The sequence below is a fragment of the Georgenia sp. Z2081 genome, from assembly GCF_055326445.1.
In genome coordinates this window covers 57,842-81,975 of record NZ_JBUZNK010000010.1, presented here as the reverse complement: position 1 = coordinate 81,975, position 24,134 = coordinate 57,842, and the positions used below count along the sequence as shown (strand labels likewise).

Sequence of the window (24,134 nt, the reverse complement as noted above, 5' to 3'; positions counted from 1 at the left end):
GCACGGCCCGACGACGACGGACGGCGGCGTCTGGGCGCCCCCGCGCCCGCGTCAGTACCCGTAGACGTCGAGGGCCGCGTCCTCCAGCGCCTGTGCGGTGGCCTCCGGGTCGGAGGGGTCGTCGTAGAAGTCGGACAGGATCGGCCACAGCCCCTCGAGCTGGTTCGACCCGAAGTCGGGCGCCATGAGGCCGGACATGTCGAGGCGGAACACCTCGGCGTCGACGATCTGTTGGGCGAGCTCTCGCGACACGTCGTCGTCGTAGAGGTCGAGGTCTGCCTGCCGGTTCGGTGCGGGCGAACCGCCGAGCTCGATCCAGGTGTTCGCCGCCTCGGGCGAGGCGAGGTAGCGCATGAGCTCGGCCGTCCCCTGCTCCTCGTCGAACGCGACCGCACCGGCCGCGTCCCCCACGACCGACGGGGCCGAGCCTTCGATCGCGGGCCAGGGGTAGAACCGGGCGTCCTCGCCGACCACCGCGTCGGTCTGCCCGACGATCGAGTCGGCCACGATCTCCCCGCCGACCAGCGTGGCGGCGCTCGGCTCGTCGCCGAAGACGTTCTCCACGCTGTCCGGGTAGGTGCGGTCGGCGCCGCCCTCGAGCACGATCTCCTCGTCGCTCCACAGCTCGCCGAGGAGCTCGAGGGTGTCGACCACGCTCGGGTCGGTCCACGGGATCTCCCGCGCCACCAGCTGGTCGTAGGCCTCCGGGCCGGCCACCCGGAGGTACGCGTTCTCGAACCAGTCCGTCAGCGTCCAGCCGAGGTCGACGGCGACCGCCAGCCCCGCGACGCCCGTCCCGGAGACCGTTCGCAGCGCCTCGCCGAGCTCCTCCCACGTCTCGGGAGCCTCGACGCCGGCCTCGGCATAGGCGGCGGTGTCGTACCAGAACAGGGAGTTCGTCGAGGCCTCGAGCCAGACGGCGTAGACCTCGTCGTCGACGGAGCCCAGGTCGATCCACGTCTGCGCGTAGCTCTCCTCGACGCTCGCGAGCGTCTCCTCGCGCAGCGGCACGATGCTGCCGTCCTCGGCCAGCGCCTCGACGAGCCCCCGGTCGCCGACGAACGAGATGTTCGGCGGCCTGCCGTTGTCCAGGCTCTCGGTGATCGCGAGAACCGGGTTGCCGCCGAGGCCCAGCTGGTCGACGCGGGCCCCGGTGGCCTCCTCGAACGCGACGACGACCTCGTCGAAGCGGTCGCGCTCGTGGCCGGTCCAGGGGGTCGCGACCTCGACGGTCTGTCCGGACAGGTCGGCGTACCCCTCGAGCTCGGGCAGCTCGACGTCCTCGGGGACCGGCGGGCCGTCCGAGCCGGCCTCCGGCGGGCCCGACGACGGGGCCTCGGCGGGGCCCGCCGCGTCCGGCTCGTCGGCCGTGCCTGGGTCCTCCGCGGTGCCCTGCTCCTCGGAGGTGTCCTCGGCGTCGTCGGCACTCCCGCCGCACGCCGCCAGCAGCGTCGCCGCGGCCAGTCCCGCGGCGAGCGCCGCACCTCGACGTCGCCTCGTGCTCCGTGCCATCGTCCGCCCTTCCGCGCGCCCCCTCTCCCGGGAGCGCCACGCCATCGTAGGGCGAGCCGGGCACGAGGCCGACGACGCGTCCGACCGCCCCGGGGCGCGGAACGTCACGACGCGTCCGCCGCCCCCAGGGCACGGGGCCGGAGCGGCCGCTACTTCTGGGACCCCGCCATGAGCGCGCTGACGAAGTACCGCTGGAAGGCGAAGAACACGATGAGCGGCACGATCATCGACAGGAAAGCGCCCGCGGAGAGCACGTCCATGTTCGACGAGAACTGCCGCAGCTGGGACTGCAGGGCCACGGTGATGGGCTGGCTCTGCGGGGAGGCGAACAGCAGGGCGACGAGCATGTCGTTCCAGGACCACAGGAACTGGAAGATCGCGAGCGAGGCGATCGACGGCATCGCCAGCGGCAGGGCGATGCGCACGAAGATCCGCATCTCGCTCGCCCCGTCGATCCGTGCGGCCTCGAGCATCTCGTTGGGGATCTGCATGAAGAAGTTGCGCAGCAGGAACACCGCGAACGGCAGCCCGAAGGCGGTGTGGAACAGGACTACGGCCGTGACGGAGCCGAAGATCCCGATGTCGCCGAACAGGCGGGCCAGCGGGATGAACGCCACCTGCAGCGGCACCGCCATGAACGCGATGATGACGATGAGCAGCCAGTCCCGCCCCGGGAACCGCACCCACGCGAGCGCGTAGCCCGCCATCGCGCCCAGGCCCACCACGAGCAGGGTGGACGGGACCACGATGAGCACCGTGTTCCACAGGGACGACATGATCCAGTCGGCCTGGAGCAGGCCCCGGTAGTTGTCGATCGAGAACTGGGACAGGTCGAGGAACCCCGCCCACCAGCCGGACTGGGCGTTGGCCTGCGAGCTGCGCAGCGAGGAGAAGAACAGGCCCACGGTCGGCACGAGCCAGACCAGCGCCACGACGACGAGGACCACGTTGACGATGCCGCGGCCCAGGAACCGCGTGACGCGCGAGCCCCCGCCGGGACGTGATCCGGGCGGGGTGGCGGGCGGCAGCGGGGCGCCGCCGCCGCTCCCGGGGGCACCGCCGCTTCCGCCGGAACCGCTGCCGGGTCCGCCCACGTCGGCACGGTCGTCGCGGTCCGGACCGTCCACGGGCGGCGTGGTGCCGACGACGGCCGTCATGCCTGACCTCCTCGGCGGAAGTTGCGGATGTTGAGCAGGATCGCGGGCAGCACGAGCAGCAGCAGGAAGATCGCGAGCGCCGAGCCGAGCCCCTGGTTGTTGCCGCCGCCGAAGGACACGGTCCACATGCGCGTGGCGATGACGTCGGCTGCGGGTTTCGACACCCCGGGCGGGATGACGTAGACGAGGTCGAAGATCTTCAGCACGTTGATGACGAGCGTGACCATGACGACCATGAGCACCGGCGCCAGCTGCGGCACGGTGATCTTGCGGAAGACCTGCCACTCGTTGGCGCCGTCGGTGCGGGCGGCCTCGAGCAGGGAGCGGTCGACCGAGGACAGCCCGGACGCGATCATCACCATGGCGAACCCGGCCCAGATCCACACGTAGGCGAGGATCGTCACCGGCGTGATGAGGCCCGGACCGAGCCAGTCGATGCCGGCGGCGCCGGGGGCGAAGCTCGTGGCCGGGAGCGTGAGCGTGTACTCAGCCCCGGGATCGAGGCCCTCGACGACGAAGGTCCCGTCGTCCTGGGTGACCGCGGTGCCGACCTCGGCCCCGGAGGCGTCGGTGAGCACCACGTCGATGCCGCCGAGGCCCGGCTTGCCGTCGCCGACCTCGCCGTTCGTCCCGCCGCCGCCGACGATGAAGTCGAACCAGATCGTTCCGGTGACCTGGTCCGCGCCCGGGGCGGGTGCCGTCACGGCGTCGACGGCGTCGTCGGGCCGGCTCTCCTCGGAGATGCCGACAAGTGGGACCTCGACGACGGACCCCGCGGCGATCTCCTCGGTCGAGGTCATCTCACCGGTCTCCTCGAGCGCGACCGGGCCCTCGGGCCGCGGCCGCGCATCGGGGTAGGACGTGGACTCGGCGCCGACCATCTCCTGCACGGAGACGATGACGGCGTTGGCCAGGCCGATGTCCGGGTTCTGCTGGAAGACCGAGCGGAAGATGACGCCGGCGGCGAGCATGGAGATCGCCATCGGCATGAAGATGATGAGCTTGAACGCCGTCTGCCAGCGGATGCGCTCCATGAGCACCGCGAAGACGAGGCCGAGCACCGTGCACACCGCCGGCGCGACGAGCACCCAGATCGCGTTGTTGCGCAGCGCCCGGAAGGTCTGCGGGTCGGTGAACATGTCGACGTAGTTGCCCAGGCCGACGAAGGTGTCGCCGGAGGCGTCGAACAGGCCCCGGGTGATCGAGTAGACGATGGGGTAGGCGACCAGGGCCCCCAGGACGAGGACCGCCGGCCCGAGCAGGATGACAAGGACCAGCCACTGCCGGGACCCCGAACGGGGGGCGCGCCGTGCGCGCCCCCCGCGAGGTTCGGCCGCGGTGGTCTCGGCCGAGGTCACGTCGTCAGCCGCCGTACGCGGCGGCCGCTGCGTCCTCGAGGGCCTGGGCCGTGGCCTCCGGGTCCGACGGGTCGGTGTAGAACTCGATGAGGATCTGCCACATGCCCTCGCCCTCGGTACCGCCGAAGGCGGACGGCGCGAGGTCGGACAGGTCGAACCGGAACACCTCGGCGTCGACGAGGTTCTGCGCGATCTCCAGGGAGATCTCGTCCGGGTAGAGGTCGAGGTCCGCGTTCTGGTTCGGCGAGGTGAAGCCGCCGAGCTCGATCCAGATGTTCGCGGCCTCCGGGGAGGCGAGGTAGCGCATGAGCTCGGACGTGGCCTCGTTCTCGTCGAACGCGACCGCGACGTTGCCGGCGCCCATGACGGACGGGGCGGAGTCGTTCATCGTCGGCCAGGGGTAGAACAGGGCGTCCTCGCCGACGACGGCCTCGGTCTGGTCGGCGATGTTGCCGGCCACGAAGTCTCCCTCGAACACGGTGCCGGCCTCCGGCGGGTCGGAGAACACCGAGGTGACCGAGTCGGGGAACGACCGCTGGCCACCGCCCTCGAGCAGGAGCGCGTCGTTGCTCCACACCTCGGCGAGGGTCTCCAGCGCCTCGACGACGCTGGGGTCCGTCCAGGGGATCTCGTGGTCGGCGAGCTGGTCGTACATCTCCGGGCCCGCGGTGCGCAGGTAGACGTTCTCGAACCAGTCGGTCAGCGGCCAGCCGACGTCGGCGCCCACGGACAGGCCCGGCACGCCGGAGTCCGACACGAGCTGGAGGGTGGAGACGAAGTCCTCCCAGGTCTCGGGCACCTCGGCGCCCGCATCCTCGTAGACCTGCGTGTTGTACCAGATGGTCGACTTGTTGGCGGCCTTGAACCAGACGCCGTAGACCTCGCCGTCGACCGAGCCGAGGTCGATCCACGTCTCCGCGTAGTTCTCCTCGACGGCGGCGAGCGTGTCCTCCGACAGCGGCACGATGTTGCCGTCGGCAGCGAGCTGGTCCATGAGCCCGGGCTGCGGGATGAGCGCGAGGTTCGGCGGGTTGCCGCCCTCGACCCGGGTGCCGATCGTCGTCGCCACGTTGTTGCCGTAGGACTCGTAGGTGACCTCGGCGCCGGTCGCCTCCTCGAAGGCGTCCAGGACGATCTCGAAGTTCTCCTGCTCCGCGCCGGACCAGTCCGACGCCACGACGAGCGTCTCGCCGCCGAGGTCCGCGTAGCCCTCGAGCTCGGGCAGCTCGGCGCCGCCGCCGTCACCGCTGTCACCGCCGTCGGAGCCGTTCTCGGACGACCCGTCGTCGCCGGTGTCCTCCGAGTCGTCGTCCGCACCGCCACCGCAGGCCGCGAGCATCGCTGCCGCGGTCAGACCCGCGACGACCGCCATGCTGCGGCGTCGCCCCATGCCTCGTGCCATTGTTCGCCCTCCTTGGCCAACCGGTGATGCACACCATGATCCCGGTCAGCGTAGGCCTCGGGCGCTGCATCGGAGGCCATCTCGATGTCTCGAACCAGTCACGGCCCGGGGAGGTCGCGGGGAGCGCCCGAGGGGGCGCCGGCAGGTCCGAGGGACCGGAGTCAGCGGGCGGTGCGCCGGGGGCGACGGACCGAGGTCAGCGGGCGGTGCGCAGGTCCGGCGGACCGACGTCAGCGGGAGGAGCGGCGGGGTCGGGCGAGGAGGTCCAGCAGGTCGGCGAGCCCGTCGGCCTCGACCGGGCCGACCTCGGCCCGGGCGTAGGACTTGACCTCGGCGCGGGCCCCGCCCATCGCGACCCCGAGCCCGGCCCAGGAGAGCATCTCGACGTCGTTCGAACCGTCCCCCGCGCCGACCGTCGCCGTGGTCTCGACCTCGAGGAGGTCGCGGACGCGTTCGAGAGCGGTCGCCTTGGAGATGCCCTCCGGGGCGACGTCGACCCACGACGACCAGCCGATCGCGTAGGTCACCGACTGCATGCCGGCCGAGTGGACGGCCTCCTGGAACGTCTGCGCGTCGAGGTGCGCGGCCCGCACCGTGAGCCGGGTGACCTCGCGCGAGCACAGGTCCTCGAAGTCGACGAGCTCCCACTCCCCGCCGAGCTCGCCGGGTGGGAAGGGCGAGGACAGGCGAAAGCCCGTGCCGACGTCCTCGACGGCGAACACCCCGTCCGGGATCGCCCGGTGCAGGGCGCGCAGGGCCGGCTCCGGGTCGAACGTGACGACGTGGTCGAGCTCGTACCCGTCGGGCGCGTCCTCGTCGAGCCGCACCGTGACGGCGCCGTTGGAGGAGATCGCGTACCGGCTGTTGAGGCGCAGCTGGCGGGCCACGGGGACGGTCGCGAACACCGAGCGTCCGGTCGCCAGCATGACGTGGGTGCCGGTGTCCTGCAGCGCCGCGACGGACTCGGCGACGCGCGGGGACAGGGTCGTGTCGTGGTGGAGGATCGTCCCGTCGATGTCGAGCGCCACGAGGAGCTCCGGCCCCGCCTCGGGCAGCGCGGACACGGCCTCGACCAGCGGGTGGGGGCGCGGGCGTCGACGCACCACCGACCGCGCCCAGGAGGCGGCCCTGGTCAGCGCGGCCCCGACGGCGGGGGCGGTCCGACCTCCCGGACGGCGCTCACCACCGACGGCAGGATCGTCGTCGGGGGCCTCGTCGGGGACGTCGGTCCCGTTCTCGAGGTCGGGGTCCGCGGGCCCGGCCTCGTGCGCGTCGGGCTCGAGGTCGGCCTCGTCGACGTCGAGGTCCGTGCCGTCGAGGTCCTCCTCGCCGTCGACGAGGTCGGCGTCGGCCTCCTCGTCGACCACCGTGGCGCCGGCCGGCCCGAGGTCGCTCCCGCCGTCGGCCCGGGTGACGCCGTCGGCCCGGGTCTCGCCGTCGGTCCGGGTACCTCCTGCCTGGTCCTGCTCGACCGGCAGCGTGTCCGCCCCGGCGTCGAGGATCGCGTGGTCCCCGGCGGGCGTGGCGACGAGGGCCTCGTCGTCGCGGGGGGTCACGCAGCCACCGGCGTGAGGACCTCGCGACCCCCGAGGTAGGGACGCAGCGCCGCGGGCACGTGGACCGAGCCGTCGGCCTGCTGGTGGTTCTCCAGCAGAGCGACGATCCACCGGGTCGTGGCGAGGGTGCCGTTGAGGGTGGCGACCGGCGTCGTGCCCGTCTCCCCGCGCTCGCGGGTACCCAGGCGGCGGGCCTGGAAGGTCGTGCAGTTCGACGTCGACGTGACCTCCATCCAGCGCTCCTGGCTGGGCAGCCACGCCTCGCAGTCGAACTTGCGGGCAGCGGACTGCCCGAGGTCCCCGGCCGCGGTGTCGATGATCCGGTAGGGCAGCTCCACGGCGTCGAGCATCTCCCGCTCGAGCTCGAGCAGCGCGGCGTGCTCCTCGGCGGCGTCCTCGGCGTGGACGTAGGAGAACATCTCGAGCTTGTTGAACTGGTGGACCCGGATGATGCCCCGGGTGTCCTTGCCGTAGGAGCCGGCCTCCCGGCGGTAGCAGGTCGACCAGCCCGCGTACCTCAGCGGGCCCGCGGAGACGTCGACGATCTCGTCCGCGTGGTAGCCGGCCAGCGCCACCTCGGAGGTGCCCGTCAGGTACAGGTCGTCCGCGGGCAGGTGGTAGATCTCGTCGGCGTGGGCACCGAGGAATCCGGTGCCGGCCATGATCTGCGGGCCGACCAGCGTCGGCGTGGTCATGAGCGTGAAGCCGGCCTCCTCGGCGCGGTCCGCCGCGCGGGTGAGGAGCGCGAGCTCGAGGCGCGCACCGATGCCCGTGAGGTAGTAGAACCGCGCGCCGGACACCTTGGTGCCGCGACGCACGTCGATCGCGCGCAGCGACTCCCCGATGTCGAGGTGGTCGCGCACGGTCACGCCCTCGGCGGCCAGGTCCCGCGGGGTGCCCACGTGCTCGAGGACCTCGTAGTCGTCCTCGCCGCCGGCGGGCACGCCCGGCGCCACGATGTTCGGCATCTGCCACAGGAGCTCGTCCGCGGCGGCAGCGGCGGCGTCGGCGCGCTCCTGCGCGGCGGAGACCTCCTCGGCCATCTCCTTGGCGCGCGCCAGGATCGCGGGCCGCTCCTCGGGCGAGGCCTTCCCGACGCCCCGGGAGAACTCCTTGTGCTCCGCGCGCATCGACTCGAACTCACCGAGCGTGCTGCGACGCGCCTGGTCCGCCTCGAGGATCCGGTCGACGAGACCCGGATCCGCACCTCGGGACACCTGGCTGTCGCGCGCGGTCTGGGGGTCCTCGCGCAGGGCACGCACATCGATCATGCCCCGAGCCTATGCCGGACCGGGAACACCTCCCCGCCCTGGACCCTGCCGTGGTGTCGCGAGCGGTGCCAGGATGTCCGGCGGACCGCGTGCGGCCCGTCCGTCCATCCGTCCCACCGAGGCACGAGGGGTGTCCCATGATCGTCACCACCACAGCGACCATCCAGAACGCGAACATCGCGGAGTACATCCGCGTCGTCGCCGGGGAGACGGTCGTCGGCATCAACATGTTCAAGGACATCGGGGCCGGGTTCCGCAACCTCGTGGGCGGCCGCTCCGAGGGCTACGAGCGCGAGATCGGTGGCGCCCGCGAGTCCGCGCTCGGGGAGATGGTCCAGCGTGCGATCGAGCTCGGCGCGAACGGGGTCGTCGGTGTCGACATCGACTACGAGTCGGTCGGCCAGGGGATGATGATGGTGACCGCCTCCGGGACCGCCGTGCGCATCGCCTGATCCTCGTCGGGCGACGGGAGGCACGCGCCCACCGCCGCGCCGCACCGTGCGCTCCGGGCTACCGTGAGGTGTGCCCTCGGAATGGTTGATCGTCCTGGTCGTCGCGCTCGTCGTCGCGCTGCCCACCCTCCTCGTCACGGTCTCCGTCGCGCGCAGGCGCGGCGCGCTCGAGCGGGAGTCGGCCGCCGCGAACGCGGAGGCAGCTCGGCTGCTGGACGAGGAGCGGGCCGCCCGGGAGGAGGCCGCGGCGAGGGCCGGCCGCCCCGTCCCGCCGCCGGTCGCCGTCGTCGTCAACCCCTCGAAGAACGTCGATCCCGACGAGCTGCGCCGGCACTTCCAGGAGGCCGCCCGGCGCGAGGGGCGTGCCGAGCCTCTCTGGTACGAGACGACCGCCGACGACCCGGGACGCGGCCAGGCCACCGAGGCGTTGCGCGCCGGGGCGAGCACGATCGTCGCCGCAGGCGGTGACGGGACCGTCCGGGCGGTCGCGGAGATCCTCGCCGGCACCGGCACCCCGATGGGCGTGATCCCGCTCGGCACGGGCAACCTGCTCGCCCGCAACCTCGGCCTGCCGCTGGAGGACACCGACCAGCTCGTGCGGATCGCGACCTCGGAGGAGCCGCGCCCGGTCGACGTCGGCTGGCTGCGGGTCGAGGACGCAGGGCGGGACCGCTCGGGCGACGCCGAGGGGATCCTTGCAGACGAGGCGGACGCCGGCCGCGACGGCTGGCACGCGTTCACCGTCATCGCGGGGCTCGGGTTCGACGCCGACATGGTCCGCGAGACCGGCGACGAGCTGAAGTCGCGGATCGGCTGGGCCGCCTACTTCGTGGGCGGCGTGAAGAACATGGTGAAGTCGCGCCTGAAGGTCTCGGTCACGGTCGACGACGCCGCGCCCGAGGACCTCAAGGTCCGCACCGTCATGCTCGCCAACTGCGGGCTGCTGCCCGGCAACCTCGTCCTCTCCCCGGACTCGCGCTTCGACGACGGAGTGCTCGAGGTCGTGACGGTCGACACGCGCTTCGGCCTCGTCGGCTGGGCGAACCTCGGCCTGTCGGTCCTCGCCCAGCGGGCCGGCCGGCGGCGGACGGGCGACCTGCCCGGCAGCGAGCTGCTGTTCAAGCCCGCGCGTCGCATCCGGGTCGCGGCCCAGGACACCGCACACGTCCAGCTCGACGGCGACCTGCTGAGCACCTCGGGGGCGATCGAGGTGCGGGTCGAGCAGGGGGCGCTGCAGATGCGCTACCCGGTCCCGGCCGACCGCCTGCAGACGCGCGAGGGAGAGCACGTGCCGGGCGAGCCGGCCGAACGACACCCCGAGAAGCTCGACGAGTGAGCGGGTTCCTGCCCGGCTCAGGCCTCAGGTGCCCGTGCCCTCGATGGAGACGTTGGTGGCCTTGACGACCGCGGTCGCGGGGGAGCCCACCACGAGCCCGAGCTGATCGACGGCCTCGGTCGAGAGGAGGGACACGACCCGGTAGGCGCCGCACTGAAGCTCGACCTGGCTCATCACCTGGTCGGAGACGACGCGCGTGACGATGCCCGTGAGGTGGTTCCGGGACGACCGGCGGTCGATACCGTCGTCGAGGGAGTCCACGGACTTCTCGCTCGCGAGCTCCTGCGCAAGGGCGGCGACCGACGCGCCGTCGACGGAGCGCCTGCCGCCGTCGTCGACGACCTCGAGGCGACCCTGGTCGACCCAGCGACGCACGGTGTCGTCGGAGACCCCGAGAAGATCGGCCACGGCGCGGATCCGGATGTGCGGCATGAGCAGATGCTAGTTCGCGCACCTGCGGAAACTTCGGGGATCATCATCGACGAGTGATCGGACTCCTGCCCGACGACTGACCGAGATTCCTCCCCATGGGTGAGCTCCTGTCCCCCCGCCGGGGGACTCGCGCCGCCCGCGCGGTCGATAGCGTGACTCCATGACGGCGACGACGACCCCCAGGTCAGGCCGCCAGGTCCTGGCCGTGTCACACTCGGGCACGACCTCCTTCGGCGCGACGACGGCGGTCGCGCTCGCGCTCGAGGCCGCCCGCTCCGACCTCACCGTCCTCCTCGTGGACCTCTCCCCCGACGGCGAGGCCACGCGCTGGCTCCAGGCCGCCCCCTGGGAGAAGGGACAGGACGTCGGCGCGATCCTCGACGACCGCTACCCGCTCGGGTGGGCCCGCTCGCTCTCGGTCCCCACCCGCGACCACGCCGGGCTCAAGCTGCTCCCGGCGTCGTCGGGGCCCTCGAGGGAGCCCCGCGCCGGGGCCGGTCCGCAGCTGCGCCACGCCCTGACGACGGCCGACGAGTTCGACGTCGTCGTCATCGACTGCGGCCGGATCCGGTCGGGCGCGCGGTTCGTCGCGGCGCTGAACGCTGCCACGGACGTCATCGTCACGACGTCGGGCTCCCCCGGCGACCTTGCCGAGGTCGGCGACATCCTCACGAGCGTGGACAGGTACCAGACGCTCGTCGGGGACGACGCCGGACCGGACCTCGTGCGCCTGCGTGGGGTCGTGGTGGGCGCGCCGGTTCGCGGCTCCGGACCCGACGCGTCGACGGTCGCCGACCTCGCGGCCGCCACCGGCTGGTCGGAGCTCGCGCTGTCTCCCGTCGTCCCGGCGCTCCCGACCGAGGACGGGGAACCCTCGAACCGTCAGCGCCCGTTCGGTATCTGGAAGGCGGACAGCGAGCTCGCTCAGCACTACTCGCGACTGGCCGCCCAGCTGATCGACGACCGACCCCGAGCCGAGTAGACGCTCACCCGGCAGGCAGAAGTCCGCTCACTCGCCACGTCGGACAGGCAGAAGTCGGCTCACTCGCCAAATGGGTCAGAAGGCGGTGCCGTCCGCGAGGGCCGACACCCAGGCCCGCGCCTCGTGGAACTCCTGGTCCGACGTGCCGCGGGCGAGCACCGGGCGGCGCTGGTCGGCGCGCGGGTAGGAGCCGAGGAAGCGCACCACGGGGCAGACGCGGCGCAGGCCGAGCAGCGCGGCCTTGACCCGCTCGTCGGTCACGTGCCCCTCGGCGTCGATGGAGAAGGCGTACCGGCCGATGGCGTCCCGGATCGGGCGCGACTCGATGCGGGAGAGGTTGACCCCGCGCGCGGCGAACTGCTCGAGCATGGTGAGCAGGGCGCCGGCCTCGTCGTCGGGCAGGTGGACGAGCAGGGTCGTCTTGTCGGCGCCGGTCGGCGGGGGCGGCGCGACGAGGCGGGAGACGGCGATGAAGCGGGTGACGGCCTGGCGGTTGTCCCCGACGTCGTGGGCGAGCACCGGCACCTCGTACCGACGCCCGGCCAGCGGGGAGACGATGCCCGCGTCGAAACCGGGCTCGCCCTCGTCCGCGAGCATCCCCGCGGCGGCAGCCGTGGAGGTCGCGGGGACGTGCACCGCGCCGGGCAGGTGCTCGGCGACCCAGCCGCGGCACTGCGCCCACGCATGCGGGTGGGTGGCGATCCGGCGCACGTCGGCCAGCTCGGTCCCCTCGCGCGCGATCAGGTCGAACTGGATCGGCACGAGCATCTCCGCGACGACGACGAGCGGCTCCTCGCCCGCCACCAGCGAGTCGATGGTCGCGTTCACGCCGCCCTCGACGGAGTTCTCGATCGGCACGACCGCCCGGTCGAACCGGCCCTCGCGCACCGCGGTGAGCGCGCCGGGGACGTCGGTGCTCGGCTCGGCGACGTCGGCCGGGTCGAGGATCTGGTTGAGGGCCTCCTCGGTGAACGTGCCCTCGGGGCCCAGGTAGGTGTAGCGCACCGGCCGAGCCTATCCGCGACCGACCCCCGCGTGACGGGTCCCGCACCTGCCGGACGGCCGACGGCACGTACCCTCGGACGCATGTCTTCCGGCCCGATCCACCCACGGCCGGTCCTCGCGTGAGGCGCGACGACCGGAGGCGCTCCGACCGGCGCCGCACGGTCATGCTGGTGCTCGGCGTCCTCGTGATGATCGCGATGGTCAGCCCGTTCATCCTGCCTCTGCTGGCCAACGGCGCCACCGGCGCTCCGGCCGGGTCCGCGACCACGACCGCGGTCGGCGACCCCCGCACGGCGGGGCCCGACGACGACGCCCCGGTGGTCCTCCTCGGCACCGGCGGGCTCACCTGGCGGAACATCGACGCCGAGGGCACGCCGCGGATCGCCGAGCTCGTCGCCGAGGGGTACTCGGCCAACCTCGTGGTGCGCTCCGTCGGCTCGACGACGTGCCGGACCGACGGCTGGCTCGCCGTCTCTGCGGGGCAGCGGGCGTCCGGCGAGCGCGACGGCGGCGACTGCGTCCCGCCGGCCGAGGTCCCGGCCGACACCGGCCAGGACTGGTCCGTGGCCGGCTGGTCGGACTACGTCGACAACGCGCGGGCAGATCGCTTCGACGCCGTCCCCGGCACGCTGGGCGAAGCCCTCGGCGAGGCGGGCCGCAGCCCGGTCGCGATCGGCCCAGGTGCCGCGGTGGCCCTCGCCGAGCCGGACGGCTCGGTCGCCGACGCGCGCCCCGCACCCGAGGAGGACGACGCGCTCGCGGAGGAGGTGGCCGCCGCTCTCGCGGACGGTGCGGACGTCGTCGTCGTCGACCTCGACCCCGCCGAGGCGACCGGCCGCGTCCCGGACGGCGAACGCGACTACTTCGGCCTCCCCACCCCTGCGCTCGACCGCCGCGTGGGCGCCGTCGTCGACGCGATCGAGGAGAGCGGCACAGACCCGACGGTCCTGCTCGCCTCCCTCTACGACGGCACGCGCAGCTCCAGTCTCCAGGCACTGACGATCGCCGGCGCGGACGACGGCTCCGGCCTCGCCACCTCCCCGGCCACCCGGACCGACGGCATGGTCCAGGCCCCCGACCTCCTGCCGACCGTCCTGTCCCTGCTCGACGTCGAACGACCGGGCGGGCTCGTGGGCTCCCCGATCGTCACCCGCCAGGTCGAGGACGACCCGGAGGCGCGGGCGGACGGCCTGCGCGACGTGGGACTGCGGGCAGCCGCGGTCGCGCCGCTGGTCTCGCCGGCGGTGCTGTGGCTGGTCGGGCTCAACATCGCCCTGGGCGCGGCGGCCCTCGTCGGGCTCAACCGCCGGGTCCTGGCAGCGCTGGGTGGCACGGAGCGGGCGAGGCGCACGGTCCTGCGGGTCCTGCGCAGCGCGGCACTGGTCGTGGCCTCCCTTCCGTTCGCCCTCATCGCCTCCTCCGTGCTGCCGTGGTGGCGCGCCGGCGAGCCCGGCCTCGCGCTCGCGGGCGCGACCCTGGGCGGCGCCGTCCTGCTCGCCCTGATCGCCGGCGCCGGGCCGTGGCGGAGATCGATCGTGGGCCCCCTGGCGGTGGTGTCCGGGGCGACGGCGGTCGTCATCGCCGCCGACGTCATCGGCGGCTCGCACCTGTTCCTCGGGTCCGTGCTGGGGACCCAGCCACAGATCGGCGCGCGCTACTACGGCATGTCGAACCACTACTTCACCCTGTTCGCGACCGCCTCGCTCGTGCTCGCGGCGACCCTCGCGCAGGCGCTCGTCGCCCGCGGGCGGATACGGGTCGCGGCCGTCTCGGCGCTGGTGATCGGCGCGGTCGCCACGGTGATCGACGGCTGGCCGGCGATCGGCGCCGACTTCGGCGGGCCTCCCGCGATGATCCCCGCGTTCGTCGTGCTCGCGCTGCTCGTGGCGCGCGTCCGGCTGACCTGGCCGCGGATCCTGGTCATCGGTGTGGTGACGGTCGTGGTGGTCGGGGGCGTCTCGCTGCTGGACTGGCTGCGCCCCCCGGACGAGCGCTCGCACCTGGGCCGCTTCTTCGCCACCGTCCTCGACGGCGGTGCGTTCGACGTCATCTGGCGCAAGCTCGGCCGCAACCTCGAGATCCTGGTGTCCTCGCCCTTCACGGTGATGGCCGCGGTGGGGGCGATCGTCGTCGTCGTGCTCGTGGCCCGTCCGCTGCGGCGACCGGACACGGCGGCGACCTCGGACTACGGGTGGCTCGTGCGCCGCCCGGCCGAGCCCGCGGTCGGCGACCGCCCCGCGGCCGACGCGCGCGCCCTGCCGGAGGCGGCCCTCGTGCTGCGACCGGCCGCGGTGTCGCTGGTGATCCTGTGGGTGATCGGGTTCGCCGTCAACGACTCCGGGATCGTCATCCCGGCACTGGGCATCGCGCTCGTCGTGCCGCTCACGCTCGTGCTGCTCACGTCCTGGCTGCTCGAGCGGCCCCGGCACGGCCCCCTGCCCGAGGAGCCGGCCAGGGTGAGCGCCACCACCTGAGGTCCGGCCCGGGTGAGCGCCACCGCCTGAGGTCCTGCCCGGGCGGGCCGGCCGCGTCAGCCGGTGAGCAGCGCGGGCAGCGCGCGCGAGGCCGTGAGCACCGCGACCACGGCGAGCAGCGCCGCGAAGATTCCAGTGAGCACGGTGGTGGAGGCCCGGGTCGAGAGCCGGGCGCCGAGCTGGCCGGCGATCGTCGAGGCGAGGGCGAACGCGAGGACCGGCGGCCAGTCGAGCTCGATGCCCTGCGGGACGCGGGCGATCAGGCCGGCCGCCGAGTTGACGGTGATGACGAGCAGCGAGGTCCCGACGGCGTCACGCACCGGATAGCCGAGAGCGAGCACCAGGGCGGGGATCGCCGCAAAACCCCCGCCGACGCCGAAGAGCCCCGTCAGCAGGCCGACGAGCGCCGCGAGCCCGACGAGCACGAGTACTCCTCGCCGCACCCCGTCGGCCCCGGCGACCGCCCCGGCGACCGCCCCGGTGGCCAGCTCGGGAGCCGCCTCGGGGGCCGCCTCCGAGGCTTCCTCCGGGGATGCCGAACGACGCTCCGTCGTCGCGCGGCGGGCCATGAGGACGGCGACGCCGAGGAGCAGCACCGAGAACGCGGCCATGAGGACGGGGCCGTCGACGAGGTGGGCGAGCCACGCACCACCCACGGCCGCGACCGCGCCGACGGCCCCGAAGACGAGCCCGCCGCGCAGCCGCACGTGGCCGCGCCGCGCGTGCGGGACGAGCGTGACCAGGGAGGTGGCCCCGACGATGACGAGCGAGGCGGTCGCCGCCGCGTGCGGGTCGAACCCGACGAGGTAGACCAGCGCCGGGACCGTGAGCACTCCCCCGCCGGCCCCCAGCGTGCCGACGACGACGCCGACGAGCACACCGATCGCCGCCGCGAGGACGAGGGTCTCCACGGGCGTCCCCTATCGGAGCGTCGCGCGAGGCCCGCGGCCGCGACCCGCGCGGCCGCGGAGCTCGCTGCGCGACCCGCCGCACCGGACCCCGCCGCGGCAGACAACGCGGCCCGGGGTCACGCGGGCGAGTGGGCCGACCCCGCGGAGTCGGGCGACTCGGGGGTCTCCGCCGTGGGCTCGCCTGCCGGATCCTGCGCCGCCGGTCCGGTGAGCGCCGCGTCGCCGCGCTTCCCGCCGGCCTCCCGGGCGTCGACCCGCCCCGCGTCCACGGGCGTGGCGTCGTCGGGGGGCTCGTCGGGACGCCGGGGTGCCCACGCGCGGTAGGGCTCGCCGGGCTGCTGGTCGTCCGCCTCGGCGCTGCGCCGGCTCATCGGCACGTTGTGCCTCCGGGAGACGCGACCGGCGACGGCCATCGCGACGTCGCGGTACTGGCGCATGCGGTGCATGCGCCCGGCGATGTCCCGCCCGGTGGGGCGGTGGCTGACGTCGCAGGGGATCTCCTGGACGGTGAGCCCGGCGACGAGCAGGTCGATCGTCATGCCCACCTCGACGCCCCAGCCGCGCGCGAGCGGCTGCGCGGTCTCGTAGGCGCGGCGGGTGAGGCACCGCTGCCCGGACAGCGGCTGGGCGCTGACGAACCCGGTGGCGGACTCGATGGCGGCGCGCGCCATCCGCACCACGCGACCGCGGCCGCCGGAGCCTTTCTGGGGCGGCAGGACGGCGACCGCCAGGTCCGTCTCGCCGGCGAGGACGGCCTCGACGAGCGGGGACAGCCCGACGGCGGAGTCCTGCAGGTCGGCATCGACGAAGAGCAGCGCCCGGGCCGGGGCGTCGGGCAGGTCCCGCATCGACACGACCGATGCACCCGTCTCCATCGCGGACGCCTTGCCGCGGTTGACGGAGTGGCGGACCACGACGGCGCCGGCCGCGCGTGCCACGTGCTGGGTGTCGTCCGTCGACCCGTCGTCGACGACGAGGACGAGATCGACGTGCGGGATCGCCCGGCAGGCACGGATGGTGGCAGCGATGTGTGTGCCCTCGTCCTTGGCAGGGACGACCACCGCCACCCGCCTGGAGTCCTGCGCCACAGCCTTAGCCTAACCAGGTTGCACGCCACGGTCCGTGACCTGTCCGCGAACGGGCGGCCCGGCGAGCCGTGCGGGGAGGCGGGGCCCCCGCGCAAGGGGCGCCGACGGTATGTCTGCTCGTCGTGCAGGTGACCGGTCGGCGGTGTCCCCGGCGGTGCGTCAGCGCAGGGAGACCTGGCGGCTGACGAGGCCGGCCCGGGCGCGACGCGCGTCGGGGTCGAGCGGCTCCTCGATCGCGAGCGCGGCGTCGAGGCGCGCGCCGAGGTCGGCCAGCGGGCGGGCGATCTGGTCCGCCTCGGTGCCCTCGGCGAGCTCCCACACGGGCACGAGCAGCCCGCACGTGCGGAAGGCGCCGACGAACCGGGTGCCCTCCTCGATCGCGGACTCGCGCGCGGCGTGCAGGCGGGCGAGGGCGTCGAAGACGGCCTCGGGGTCCTCGGGGCGGACCCACCGGACGAACTCGCGGCCCATCCGGCACCAGTAGGCCGAGCCCGCGGAGTCGATGTGCACGGTGGGCACAATCTGCTCGGCGCTGTCCTTGACGGCCTGGGCCACGTCGGCCTCGCCGCGCTGCTCGTCGGAGAGCCAGTACGCGAAGTCCTCGTGGACGGTGACCACGGGCTCGACGCCCGGGTCGAGGATGTCCTGCAGGCGCGGGCCGGGCTCCGGCAGTCCGCCGACGGGCAGGGGCTGGCCGGGCTCGAGCTCGAGGGCCCGCAGGAGCGCGTGCGCCACGTCCCGGGAGGCGTCCCCGGAGCTGCTCGCGGTCTGCATGCCGACGAGGATCGTGCCGTCCTCGCGGCGCAGGGCCGGGGCGAGGTCCGGCAGCAGGCTGGCGATGAGGACGTCCGCCCCGCCGTGGTCGGCGGTCGTGCGGACGGGGATCGTCGCGGCGGGGACGATCTCGCGCATCGCCACGAGGTCGGTCTCCGCGGCCAGCCCCTCGAAGGGCCGCTCGACGTACTCCACCTTCGGCGGGCGCACCCGCGTCGGCCGCTCCTGCTGGCGCGCGCGGCGCCTCGATGCCTTACCCATGACAGGCAAGCCTAGTTGCGCCGCGGCCAGGGGTGCGCCCGGGCCGCGGCGCAGCGTCACATGATCTCGGGCACGGAGCCGTCGGAGGCGACGATCTCACGGCCGGCGGCGGCCCAACCGGTCATCCCGCCGTCGACGTTCCAGGCGTCGTAGCCGGACTGGTTGAGCCACTGCGCGGCGCGGGCTGAGCGTCCGCCGGTGCGGCAGATGACGAGGATGTCGTCGTCGCCGAGCTCGTCCGCCCGCTCGGTGAGCTCGCCGAGCGGGATGTGGACCGCGCCGGGGGCGTGGCCGGCCTCCCACTCGTCGTCCTCCCGGACGTCGAGGAGCGTGTAGCCCTCCGGGATGGTCTGGCCGGGAAGGTCGGCGATCGTGATGGTGCTGGGTGCGTCGGGGATGGGCATGTCTCCAGCCTTCCTGGCCCTGCGCCGTCCGTCCAGTGCTGTCCGCGCGGAGGTGAACCGGCCGGCGGGGGCGCACCTACCGGTAGACCGATCCCGGGGTGCGGCCAAGAGCGGCCCGGAAGACCGTGATGAACGCGCTCGGCGTCGCGTAGCCGCAGTCGGCCGCCACCCGGGTGACGGAGCGCCCCTGGGCGAGCAGGAGGTTCGCCCGGTGCAGGCGCACCTGGTGGCGCCAGGTCGTGAAGCTCATCCCGAGCTCGCTGCTAAAGAGCCTCGAGAGCGTGCGCTCGCCGGCACCGACCTCTCGCGCGACGTCGGACAGGCTCGGGCCCTCCGCCAGCCGCTCCTCGACGACCTGCGCGACCCGCCGGAGCCGCTCGTCGCGGAGGGCTGGGACCACGGTGGGGGCCTCCGGGGCCGGCAGGACCTGGTCCGCGAGGACGGACAGCAGCCGGCGCTCGGCCGGTGTCTCGGCGCGCCCCTGCTCCGAGCAGGCGACGAGGAGCTCGCGCACGAGCGGCGTGACGACCACGAGGGACGGGGCGGGGTCGTCGGGGTGGTTCACGGACGTCTGCGTCGGCGTCGGCATGCCGACCATCCGCACGGTGGTGGCCCCGTGGACCCGCCAGGTGTGCGCGGTCCCGCCGGGGACCAGGACGGCGCGGGTGGGCGGCGTGAACCACGTGCCCTCTGCGGTGAGCACCTCCAGCACGCCGGTGCTCGCGCTGATGAGCTGCGGGCCGTCGTGGCGGTGGAGGTCGACGCCCGCGCCGCCGGGCAGGTGCCGCACCTCGGTGGGCGCCTCCGGGTGATGGCGGATTCTCGACACAAGTTGGCACACTAGCGAAGGTGCGCAATGCCGTACGCGCCTCAGGGTGGGGGCATGACCTCCGTCGTCCCGACCCGGGCGCGCCGCTCGGCCCGCCTCCTCGCCTACTCCCACGCGACGGTCGACCTCTACCAGGGGGCCGTCGCCGCCCTGGTGCCCTTCCTCGTGCTCGAGCGCGGCTACAGCTACGCGGCGTCGGCCGGCATCGTGCTCGCCTTCTCGCTGTCCTCCTCCGTGGTGCAGCCGATCTTCGGGGCGCTGGGCGACCGGTGGCGGATGCCGTGGCTGATCCCGGTGAGCATCCTGCTGGCCGGCCTGGGCATCGGGGCCGTGTCGGTCTCGGAGTACTTCTGGGTCACGGCGACCGTGGTGGGGGTGTCCGGCGTCGGGGTGGCCGCCTTCCACCCGGCGGCTGCCGGGCGGGCCCGGGAGCTGGCGCGGGACGACCACGTGGTGATGGCGTGGTTCTCGCTCGGCGGGAACATCGGCTTCGCCGCGGGGCCGCTGGTCGTGGCTCCGACGATCGGGCTCCTCGGCCTGGCCGCGAGCCCGCTCCTGGTGGTCCCTGCGCTCACCGGCGTCGTGGCGGTCGCGCTCGCCGGGCGACGACGCGCCCGGCCGTCCGCGGTCGGCGGTGCGGCGTCCACGCGCTCCCGTGGCCGGGACGACTGGTCGGCGTTCGGACGCCTGTCGGTCGCCATCGTCTGCCGCTCGATCGTGTTCGTCGGGCTCGGCTCGTTCCTCGTGCTGTTCATGGGGCGGCACGAGGGGGTGGGTGAGGCGGCCGCGGCGGCGTCGTTGTTCGTGTTCTACGCCGGCGGTGCGTTCGGGACAGCCATCGGCGGCCACCTCGCCCGCCGGTGGCCACGCACCTCGATCCTGCGCGGGGCGTACCTCGCGGCCGTGCCCCTGCTCGCCGGGCTGCTCCTCGTGCCGGGCCCGGCAGCGTTCCTGCTCGTCCCGCTCGTGTCCGTGGCGCTGTACGTGCCGTTCTCCCTGCACGTGAGCCTCGGTCAGGACTACCTGCCCCGCCACATGGGGACGGCCAATGGGGTCACGCTCGGGCTGGCCGTGTCGATCGGCGGGCTCGCCTCCCCCGCGATCGGCGCCCTCGCGGACCGGGTCGGCCTTCAGCAGGCGCTGCTACCGATGATCGCCCTCCCGGCGATCGCCGCGCTCGCCCTCGTCAGGCTGCGGGATCCCCGGTCGGCGACGGCCGGCGACGCCGGAGGCCGGGCACCGGGAGGCGACGGGGGTCCGCCATCGGCGGACGGCACAGGCAGGTCACCGGACGACGCCGGGGCGGACACCGGGGCCCCGCCGGGACGTGCCGACGCACGCGCCTGACCCGTGCGCGGCGGCGCAGGCGCGACTACCTCTTGGTAGCCGCGCGGTACTTCATGTAGTCCGTGCTCGTGCGCTGCCACATGAAGACGAGTACGAGGATGACGAGGATCAGTCCGATGACGGTGGCCCCGGCATCGACGCCCTGGCCGAGCTGGGCGAGGCTGCCGAGGAGCGAGAGACCGAGGAGCACGGTGAGGATGATGCGGGCGACGTTGGAGCCCTTCCAGACGAACACGGTGAGAAGTGCGTAGAGCGCGGCCATGACCATGATGACGACGCCGACGGTCTGTTGGACGCCGCTGTCCTGGCTGCTCAACCCGAGCTCCGACGGCTGCATGGCCATCACCCCGATCCCGCCGAGCAGCGCGAACCCGGAGATCACCCACAGGATGATGCAGGCGGCGCTGAGCATGCCCGGTCGGCGCACGGGCCCCCCGTGCATCGGCGTCGCGCCGTAGGGCTGCGGCGCGGCGAAGGGATTGGTGTCCTGGCCCTGGTAGGCGGGCAGGCCACCCTGCTGCTGCCCGTACTGAGCGTTCTGGCCGTACTGAGCGTTCTGCCCGTACTGCGGGTCCCCTGGCTGGGCGTAGGCGCCGAACTGCGGCTCGCCGGGCTGGGCGTAGGCGCCATAGCGCGGGGCCTCGGGCACGCCCGGGTCCGCCGGGCTCTGCCCGTACGGGGTCTGCTGGCCGAAGCCGCCCTGCTGGTTCTGGCCCCAGGGGTCACCCTGCTGGGGCGCCTGGCCCCACCCGTCCTGCCCGTAGCTGTTCGACATGCGTCAAGTCTGGCAGTTTCCCGCCCGTCGGGACCGAAGTGTGACGAGCGCCCACCGGGCAGACGTGCCCCGGACGACGCCGCACGTCCGTCCCGGTCGGCCGACCGGGTCCGCCCTCGTCGTACGCGTCCCCGCGGACCGGCTCACGGCCGCAGCGCGCGGCGCATCCGGATGTACCGAGAGCTGGCCGGGAGCCACATCGCGACGACGACGAACACCGCGAGCGCGAGCCCGAGGATCGGGCTGCCCTCGGCCTCCGGGAGTCGCACGACGAGCGCGACGGCCGCGACCAGGGCGGTCGCCGTGAGCCCGATACGTGCGCCGTTGCGGCCCTGCCAGAGCAGGGCGGCAAGCACGATCGCGAGGCTCGAGACGGCCACGCAGGCAATCCCGATGATCAGCGTCTCCGTCGCGGGCCCGAGCGTACCGAACACGCGGGAACCGCCGGCGTCGAGCATCCGTCCGAGCCCGCCGATGAACGTGGCGAACAGGCCGTAGAGGAGCGGCCACGGGGCGATGACCCACACGAGGATCGAGGCTGCGACGATCCAACCCGGACGGCGCGGTGCCGGGTGGCCACCGGTGGGCGGCGACGCGTACGGGTTGCTCGGGTGGGGAACGGTCACGGGCCGATCCTGGCAGGCGGGAGACCGGACGCCCATCGGTACCTCTGCCCGTCCGTCGTCGGCGGGCGACGCTTGTGACCACCCCCTCGAAGAACGGGCCCGCTGCTGGCAGGATCAGTCCATGGACCCCCGCGCCGGCACGCCCGCCCAGCCTGACGACCTCATCGACGTCGACGAGGTGCGCGGCGCCTACTACGACCGCACGCCCGACCCCGAGGATCCGGCGCAGCGCGTAGCGTTCGGGACCTCCGGCCACCGCGGCTCGAGCCTGGACACCGCGTTCAACGAGGCGCACATCGTCGCCATCACGCAGGCGATCGTCGAGCACCGCCGGTCGGCCGGGGTCGACGGCCCGCTGTACCTCGCCAAGGACACGCACGCACTGTCCGACCCGGCGTGGACCACCGCGGTCGAGGTCCTGGCGGCGGCCGGCGTCGAGCTGCGGGTCGACGCCCGCGACGGGTACACCCCCACACCGGCGCTGTCCCACGCGATCCTGCGGGCCAACGGCGCGGGCACCACCGGCGGGCTCCGCCTCGACGGGCCCGGTCTGGCCGACGGCATCGTCATCACCCCCAGCCACAACCCGCCGCGCGACGGGGGCTTCAAGTACAACCCCCCGCACGGCGGCCCGGCGGACTCGGCGGCGACGTCGGCCATCGCGGACCGCGCCAACGAGCTGCTCGGGAGCGGGGTCGGCCAGATCGAGCGCCTCCCGGTGGAGCGGGCGCTCGCGGCCGAGTCCACCCGGCCCCACGACTTCATGTCCGCCTACGTGGACGACCTGGCCAACGTCCTCGACCTCGACGCGATCCGGGCGGCCGGCGTACGCATCGGCGCGGACCCGCTCGGCGGTGCGGCGGTCGCGTACTGGGGCGAGATCGGTGAGCGATACGGCCTCGACCTCACGGTGGTCAACCCCGACGTCGACCCGACCTGGCGGTTCATGACCCTGGACTGGGACGGCAAGATCCGGATGGACTGCTCCTCGCCGTCGGCCATGGCGTCCCTGCGCGAGGCCATGGCGACCACCGGCGGCGCCGCGGCACCCTTCGACATCGCCACCGGGAACGACGCCGACGCCGACCGGCACGGCATCGTCACCCCCGACGGCGGCCTGATGAACCCCAACCACTTCCTCGCCGTCGCGATCGACTACCTCTTCTCCCACCGCGAGAGCTGGCGGGCCGACGCGGCGATCGGAAAGACCCTCGTCTCGTCCTCGCTCATCGACCGCGTGGCCGACTCGCTGGGCCGTCGGCTCATCGAGGTGCCGGTCGGGTTCAAGCACTTCGTCCCGGGCCTGCTCGACGGCTCGGTCGGCTTCGGCGGGGAGGAGTCCGCGGGCGCCTCGTTCCTGCGCACCGACGGCACCGTGTGGACGACCGACAAGGACGGCATCCTCCTCGCGCTGCTCGCCTCGGAGATCACGGCCGTCACCGGCGCCTCGCCGAGCCGCAGGCACGCCGAGCTGGTCGAGCGGTTCGGCGCGAGCGCGTACGCGCGCATCGACGCCCCCGCGACCCCTCAGGAGAAGGACCGCCTGAAGAAGCTCGCCCCCGACGACGTCACCGCCACCGAGCTCGCGGGCGAGGCGATCACGTCCCGCCTGGTCGACGCGCCCGGCAACGGCGAGGCGATCGGCGGGCTCAAGGTGACCACCGAGAACGCCTGGTTCGCCGCGCGCCCCTCGGGCACCGAGGACGTGTACAAGATCTACGCCGAGTCCTTCCTCGGCGAGGAGCACCTCGCCCGCGTACAGGAGGAGGCGCGCGCCGTCGTCGGGAGCGCGCTCGGCGCCTAGCCTTCCGCGCGGTCCCGGTCGACGCGCGCCGCCCACCCCGCGCGCGATCACCGATGTCCTGCCATCCTGGGGCCACCGGGGCCCGACCGGCGGGCCCCCGACGAACGAGGAGGCGCGATGGCTGCCCTCGGCATCATCCTCATCGCGGTCGGTGCGATCCTGTCGTTCGCGGTCCAGGACTCGATCGCGGAGGTCGACCTCACGATGGTCGGCTACATCCTCATGGGCGTCGGCGCCGTCGCCGTCATCATCGGGATCATCCAGATCGTGTCCAAGCGCCGCACGGAGCACGTCACCCGGGTCGAGCGCACCGGTCCGCCCGACGTCGAGGTCCGCGACCCGCGCGACCCCCGGGACCCGCGCGTCTGACGACCGCAG

22 protein-coding genes are annotated in these 24,134 nt (G+C 73.8%); 7 read left to right on the top strand and 15 right to left on the bottom strand.

From position 1 onward, the window contains the following. Positions 1 to 51 precede the first annotated feature (51 nt). The 6 genes from ACZLKG_RS13180 to serS all read right to left on the bottom strand — a co-directional run bounded on the left by ACZLKG_RS13180 (position 52) and on the right by serS (position 8,256). Positions 52 to 1,512, bottom strand: coding sequence for an ABC transporter substrate-binding protein (locus ACZLKG_RS13180; RefSeq protein WP_425710115.1), 1,461 nt, complete (start codon positions 1,510 to 1,512; stop codon positions 52 to 54). A gap of 149 nt (positions 1,513 to 1,661) precedes the next feature. Continuing rightward, positions 1,662 to 2,669 carry a carbohydrate ABC transporter permease gene (locus tag ACZLKG_RS13175; protein ID WP_425710114.1) on the bottom strand — a complete coding sequence of 336 codons (1,008 nt, stop codon included), beginning with the start codon at positions 2,667 to 2,669 and terminating at the stop codon, positions 1,662 to 1,664. Next, complete coding sequence (locus ACZLKG_RS13170) at positions 2,666 to 4,027, bottom strand: ABC transporter permease subunit (protein WP_425710113.1); 1,362 nt, start codon at positions 4,025 to 4,027, stop codon at positions 2,666 to 2,668. Before ACZLKG_RS13170 ends, ACZLKG_RS13175 begins: the two co-directional genes overlap by 4 nt. Positions 4,028 to 4,031: 4 nt before the next feature. Then, positions 4,032 to 5,429, bottom strand: coding sequence for an ABC transporter substrate-binding protein (locus ACZLKG_RS13165; RefSeq protein WP_425710112.1), 1,398 nt, complete (start codon positions 5,427 to 5,429; stop codon positions 4,032 to 4,034). 230 nt (positions 5,430 to 5,659) lie between these two features. Next, positions 5,660 to 6,985, bottom strand: coding sequence for an HAD hydrolase family protein (locus ACZLKG_RS13160; protein ID WP_425710111.1), 1,326 nt, complete (start codon positions 6,983 to 6,985; stop codon positions 5,660 to 5,662). Then, on the bottom strand, positions 6,982 to 8,256 hold the full coding sequence (serS, locus tag ACZLKG_RS13155; protein ID WP_463648997.1) for a serine--tRNA ligase: 1,275 nt from the start codon (positions 8,254 to 8,256) through the stop codon (positions 6,982 to 6,984). The genes ACZLKG_RS13160 and serS overlap by 4 nt, the downstream gene beginning before the upstream one ends. A gap of 137 nt (positions 8,257 to 8,393) precedes the next feature. On the opposite strand from serS, the gene ACZLKG_RS13150 reads away from it, so the two are divergent. After that, positions 8,394 to 8,708, top strand: coding sequence for a YbjQ family protein (locus ACZLKG_RS13150; RefSeq protein WP_425710109.1), 315 nt, complete (start codon positions 8,394 to 8,396; stop codon positions 8,706 to 8,708). 70 nt (positions 8,709 to 8,778) lie between these two features. Next, the gene (locus tag ACZLKG_RS13145) at positions 8,779 to 10,044 is read left to right on the top strand and encodes a diacylglycerol/lipid kinase family protein (RefSeq protein WP_463648996.1); all 1,266 of its coding nucleotides are present in this window, start codon (positions 8,779 to 8,781) and stop codon (positions 10,042 to 10,044) included. A gap of 24 nt (positions 10,045 to 10,068) precedes the next feature. Here the strand turns inward: ACZLKG_RS13145 and ACZLKG_RS13140 are convergent, their stop codons facing one another. Further along, positions 10,069 to 10,476 carry a TOBE domain-containing protein gene (locus ACZLKG_RS13140; RefSeq protein ID WP_425710107.1) on the bottom strand — a complete coding sequence of 136 codons (408 nt, stop codon included), beginning with the start codon at positions 10,474 to 10,476 and terminating at the stop codon, positions 10,069 to 10,071. Positions 10,477 to 10,636: 160 nt separating this feature from the next. On the opposite strand from ACZLKG_RS13140, the gene ACZLKG_RS13135 reads away from it, so the two are divergent. Continuing rightward, the gene (locus ACZLKG_RS13135) at positions 10,637 to 11,458 is read left to right on the top strand and encodes a ParA family protein (protein ID WP_463648995.1); all 822 of its coding nucleotides are present in this window, start codon (positions 10,637 to 10,639) and stop codon (positions 11,456 to 11,458) included. 75 nt (positions 11,459 to 11,533) lie between these two features. Here the strand turns inward: ACZLKG_RS13135 and pheA are convergent, their stop codons facing one another. Beyond that, positions 11,534 to 12,463: a prephenate dehydratase gene (pheA, locus tag ACZLKG_RS13130; protein WP_425710105.1), complete on the bottom strand. Its 930-nt coding sequence runs from the start codon at positions 12,461 to 12,463 to the stop codon at positions 11,534 to 11,536. Between the two features lie 119 nt (positions 12,464 to 12,582). Here pheA and ACZLKG_RS13125 point away from each other — a divergent pair, with 119 nt between their 5' ends. Continuing rightward, positions 12,583 to 14,937 carry a hypothetical protein gene (locus tag ACZLKG_RS13125; RefSeq protein ID WP_463648994.1) on the top strand — a complete coding sequence of 785 codons (2,355 nt, stop codon included), beginning with the start codon at positions 12,583 to 12,585 and terminating at the stop codon, positions 14,935 to 14,937. A gap of 56 nt (positions 14,938 to 14,993) precedes the next feature. On the opposite strand, the gene ACZLKG_RS13120 is transcribed toward ACZLKG_RS13125, so the two are convergent. The 5 genes from ACZLKG_RS13120 to ACZLKG_RS13100 all read right to left on the bottom strand — a co-directional run bounded on the left by ACZLKG_RS13120 (position 14,994) and on the right by ACZLKG_RS13100 (position 19,204). Then, a complete protein-coding gene (locus tag ACZLKG_RS13120) occupies positions 14,994 to 15,848 on the bottom strand; it encodes a sulfite exporter TauE/SafE family protein (protein ID WP_463648993.1) in 855 nt (284 codons plus the stop codon). Positions 15,849 to 15,964: 116 nt separating this feature from the next. After that, positions 15,965 to 16,936, bottom strand: a complete 972-nt coding sequence (locus ACZLKG_RS13115) for a glycosyltransferase (RefSeq protein WP_425710102.1) — start codon at positions 16,934 to 16,936, stop codon at positions 15,965 to 15,967. A 159-nt stretch (positions 16,937 to 17,095) separates the two neighbouring features. Continuing rightward, entirely contained in the window at positions 17,096 to 17,971 is an 876-nt protein-coding gene (locus tag ACZLKG_RS13110) for a DUF5926 family protein (protein WP_463648992.1), read from the bottom strand. A 56-nt stretch (positions 17,972 to 18,027) separates the two neighbouring features. After that, positions 18,028 to 18,375, bottom strand: a complete 348-nt coding sequence (locus ACZLKG_RS13105) for a rhodanese-like domain-containing protein (RefSeq protein ID WP_425710100.1) — start codon at positions 18,373 to 18,375, stop codon at positions 18,028 to 18,030. Between the two features lie 76 nt (positions 18,376 to 18,451). Beyond that, the gene (locus ACZLKG_RS13100; protein WP_463648991.1) at positions 18,452 to 19,204 is read right to left on the bottom strand and encodes a helix-turn-helix transcriptional regulator; all 753 of its coding nucleotides are present in this window, start codon (positions 19,202 to 19,204) and stop codon (positions 18,452 to 18,454) included. Between the two features lie 54 nt (positions 19,205 to 19,258). On the opposite strand from ACZLKG_RS13100, the gene ACZLKG_RS13095 reads away from it, so the two are divergent. After that, positions 19,259 to 20,551 (top strand): MFS transporter, encoded by a 1,293-nt coding sequence (locus ACZLKG_RS13095; RefSeq protein WP_463648990.1) that lies wholly within the window; start codon positions 19,259 to 19,261, stop codon positions 20,549 to 20,551. A 25-nt stretch (positions 20,552 to 20,576) separates the two neighbouring features. Here the strand turns inward: ACZLKG_RS13095 and ACZLKG_RS13090 are convergent, their stop codons facing one another. Together ACZLKG_RS13090 and ACZLKG_RS13085 are read right to left on the bottom strand one after the other, a co-directional pair. Next, complete coding sequence (locus ACZLKG_RS13090; protein WP_463648989.1) at positions 20,577 to 21,326, bottom strand: hypothetical protein; 750 nt, start codon at positions 21,324 to 21,326, stop codon at positions 20,577 to 20,579. A 143-nt stretch (positions 21,327 to 21,469) separates the two neighbouring features. Next, positions 21,470 to 21,952 (bottom strand): hypothetical protein, encoded by a 483-nt coding sequence (locus ACZLKG_RS13085; protein ID WP_463648988.1) that lies wholly within the window; start codon positions 21,950 to 21,952, stop codon positions 21,470 to 21,472. 121 nt (positions 21,953 to 22,073) lie between these two features. On the opposite strand from ACZLKG_RS13085, the gene pgm reads away from it, so the two are divergent. Both pgm and ACZLKG_RS13075 read left to right on the top strand, forming a co-directional pair. Beyond that, entirely contained in the window at positions 22,074 to 23,756 is a 1,683-nt protein-coding gene (gene pgm, locus ACZLKG_RS13080; protein WP_463648987.1) for a phosphoglucomutase (alpha-D-glucose-1,6-bisphosphate-dependent), read from the top strand. Between the two features lie 117 nt (positions 23,757 to 23,873). Next, on the top strand, positions 23,874 to 24,125 hold the full coding sequence (locus tag ACZLKG_RS13075) for a DUF6458 family protein (protein WP_463648986.1): 252 nt from the start codon (positions 23,874 to 23,876) through the stop codon (positions 24,123 to 24,125). Positions 24,126 to 24,134 lie beyond the last annotated feature (9 nt).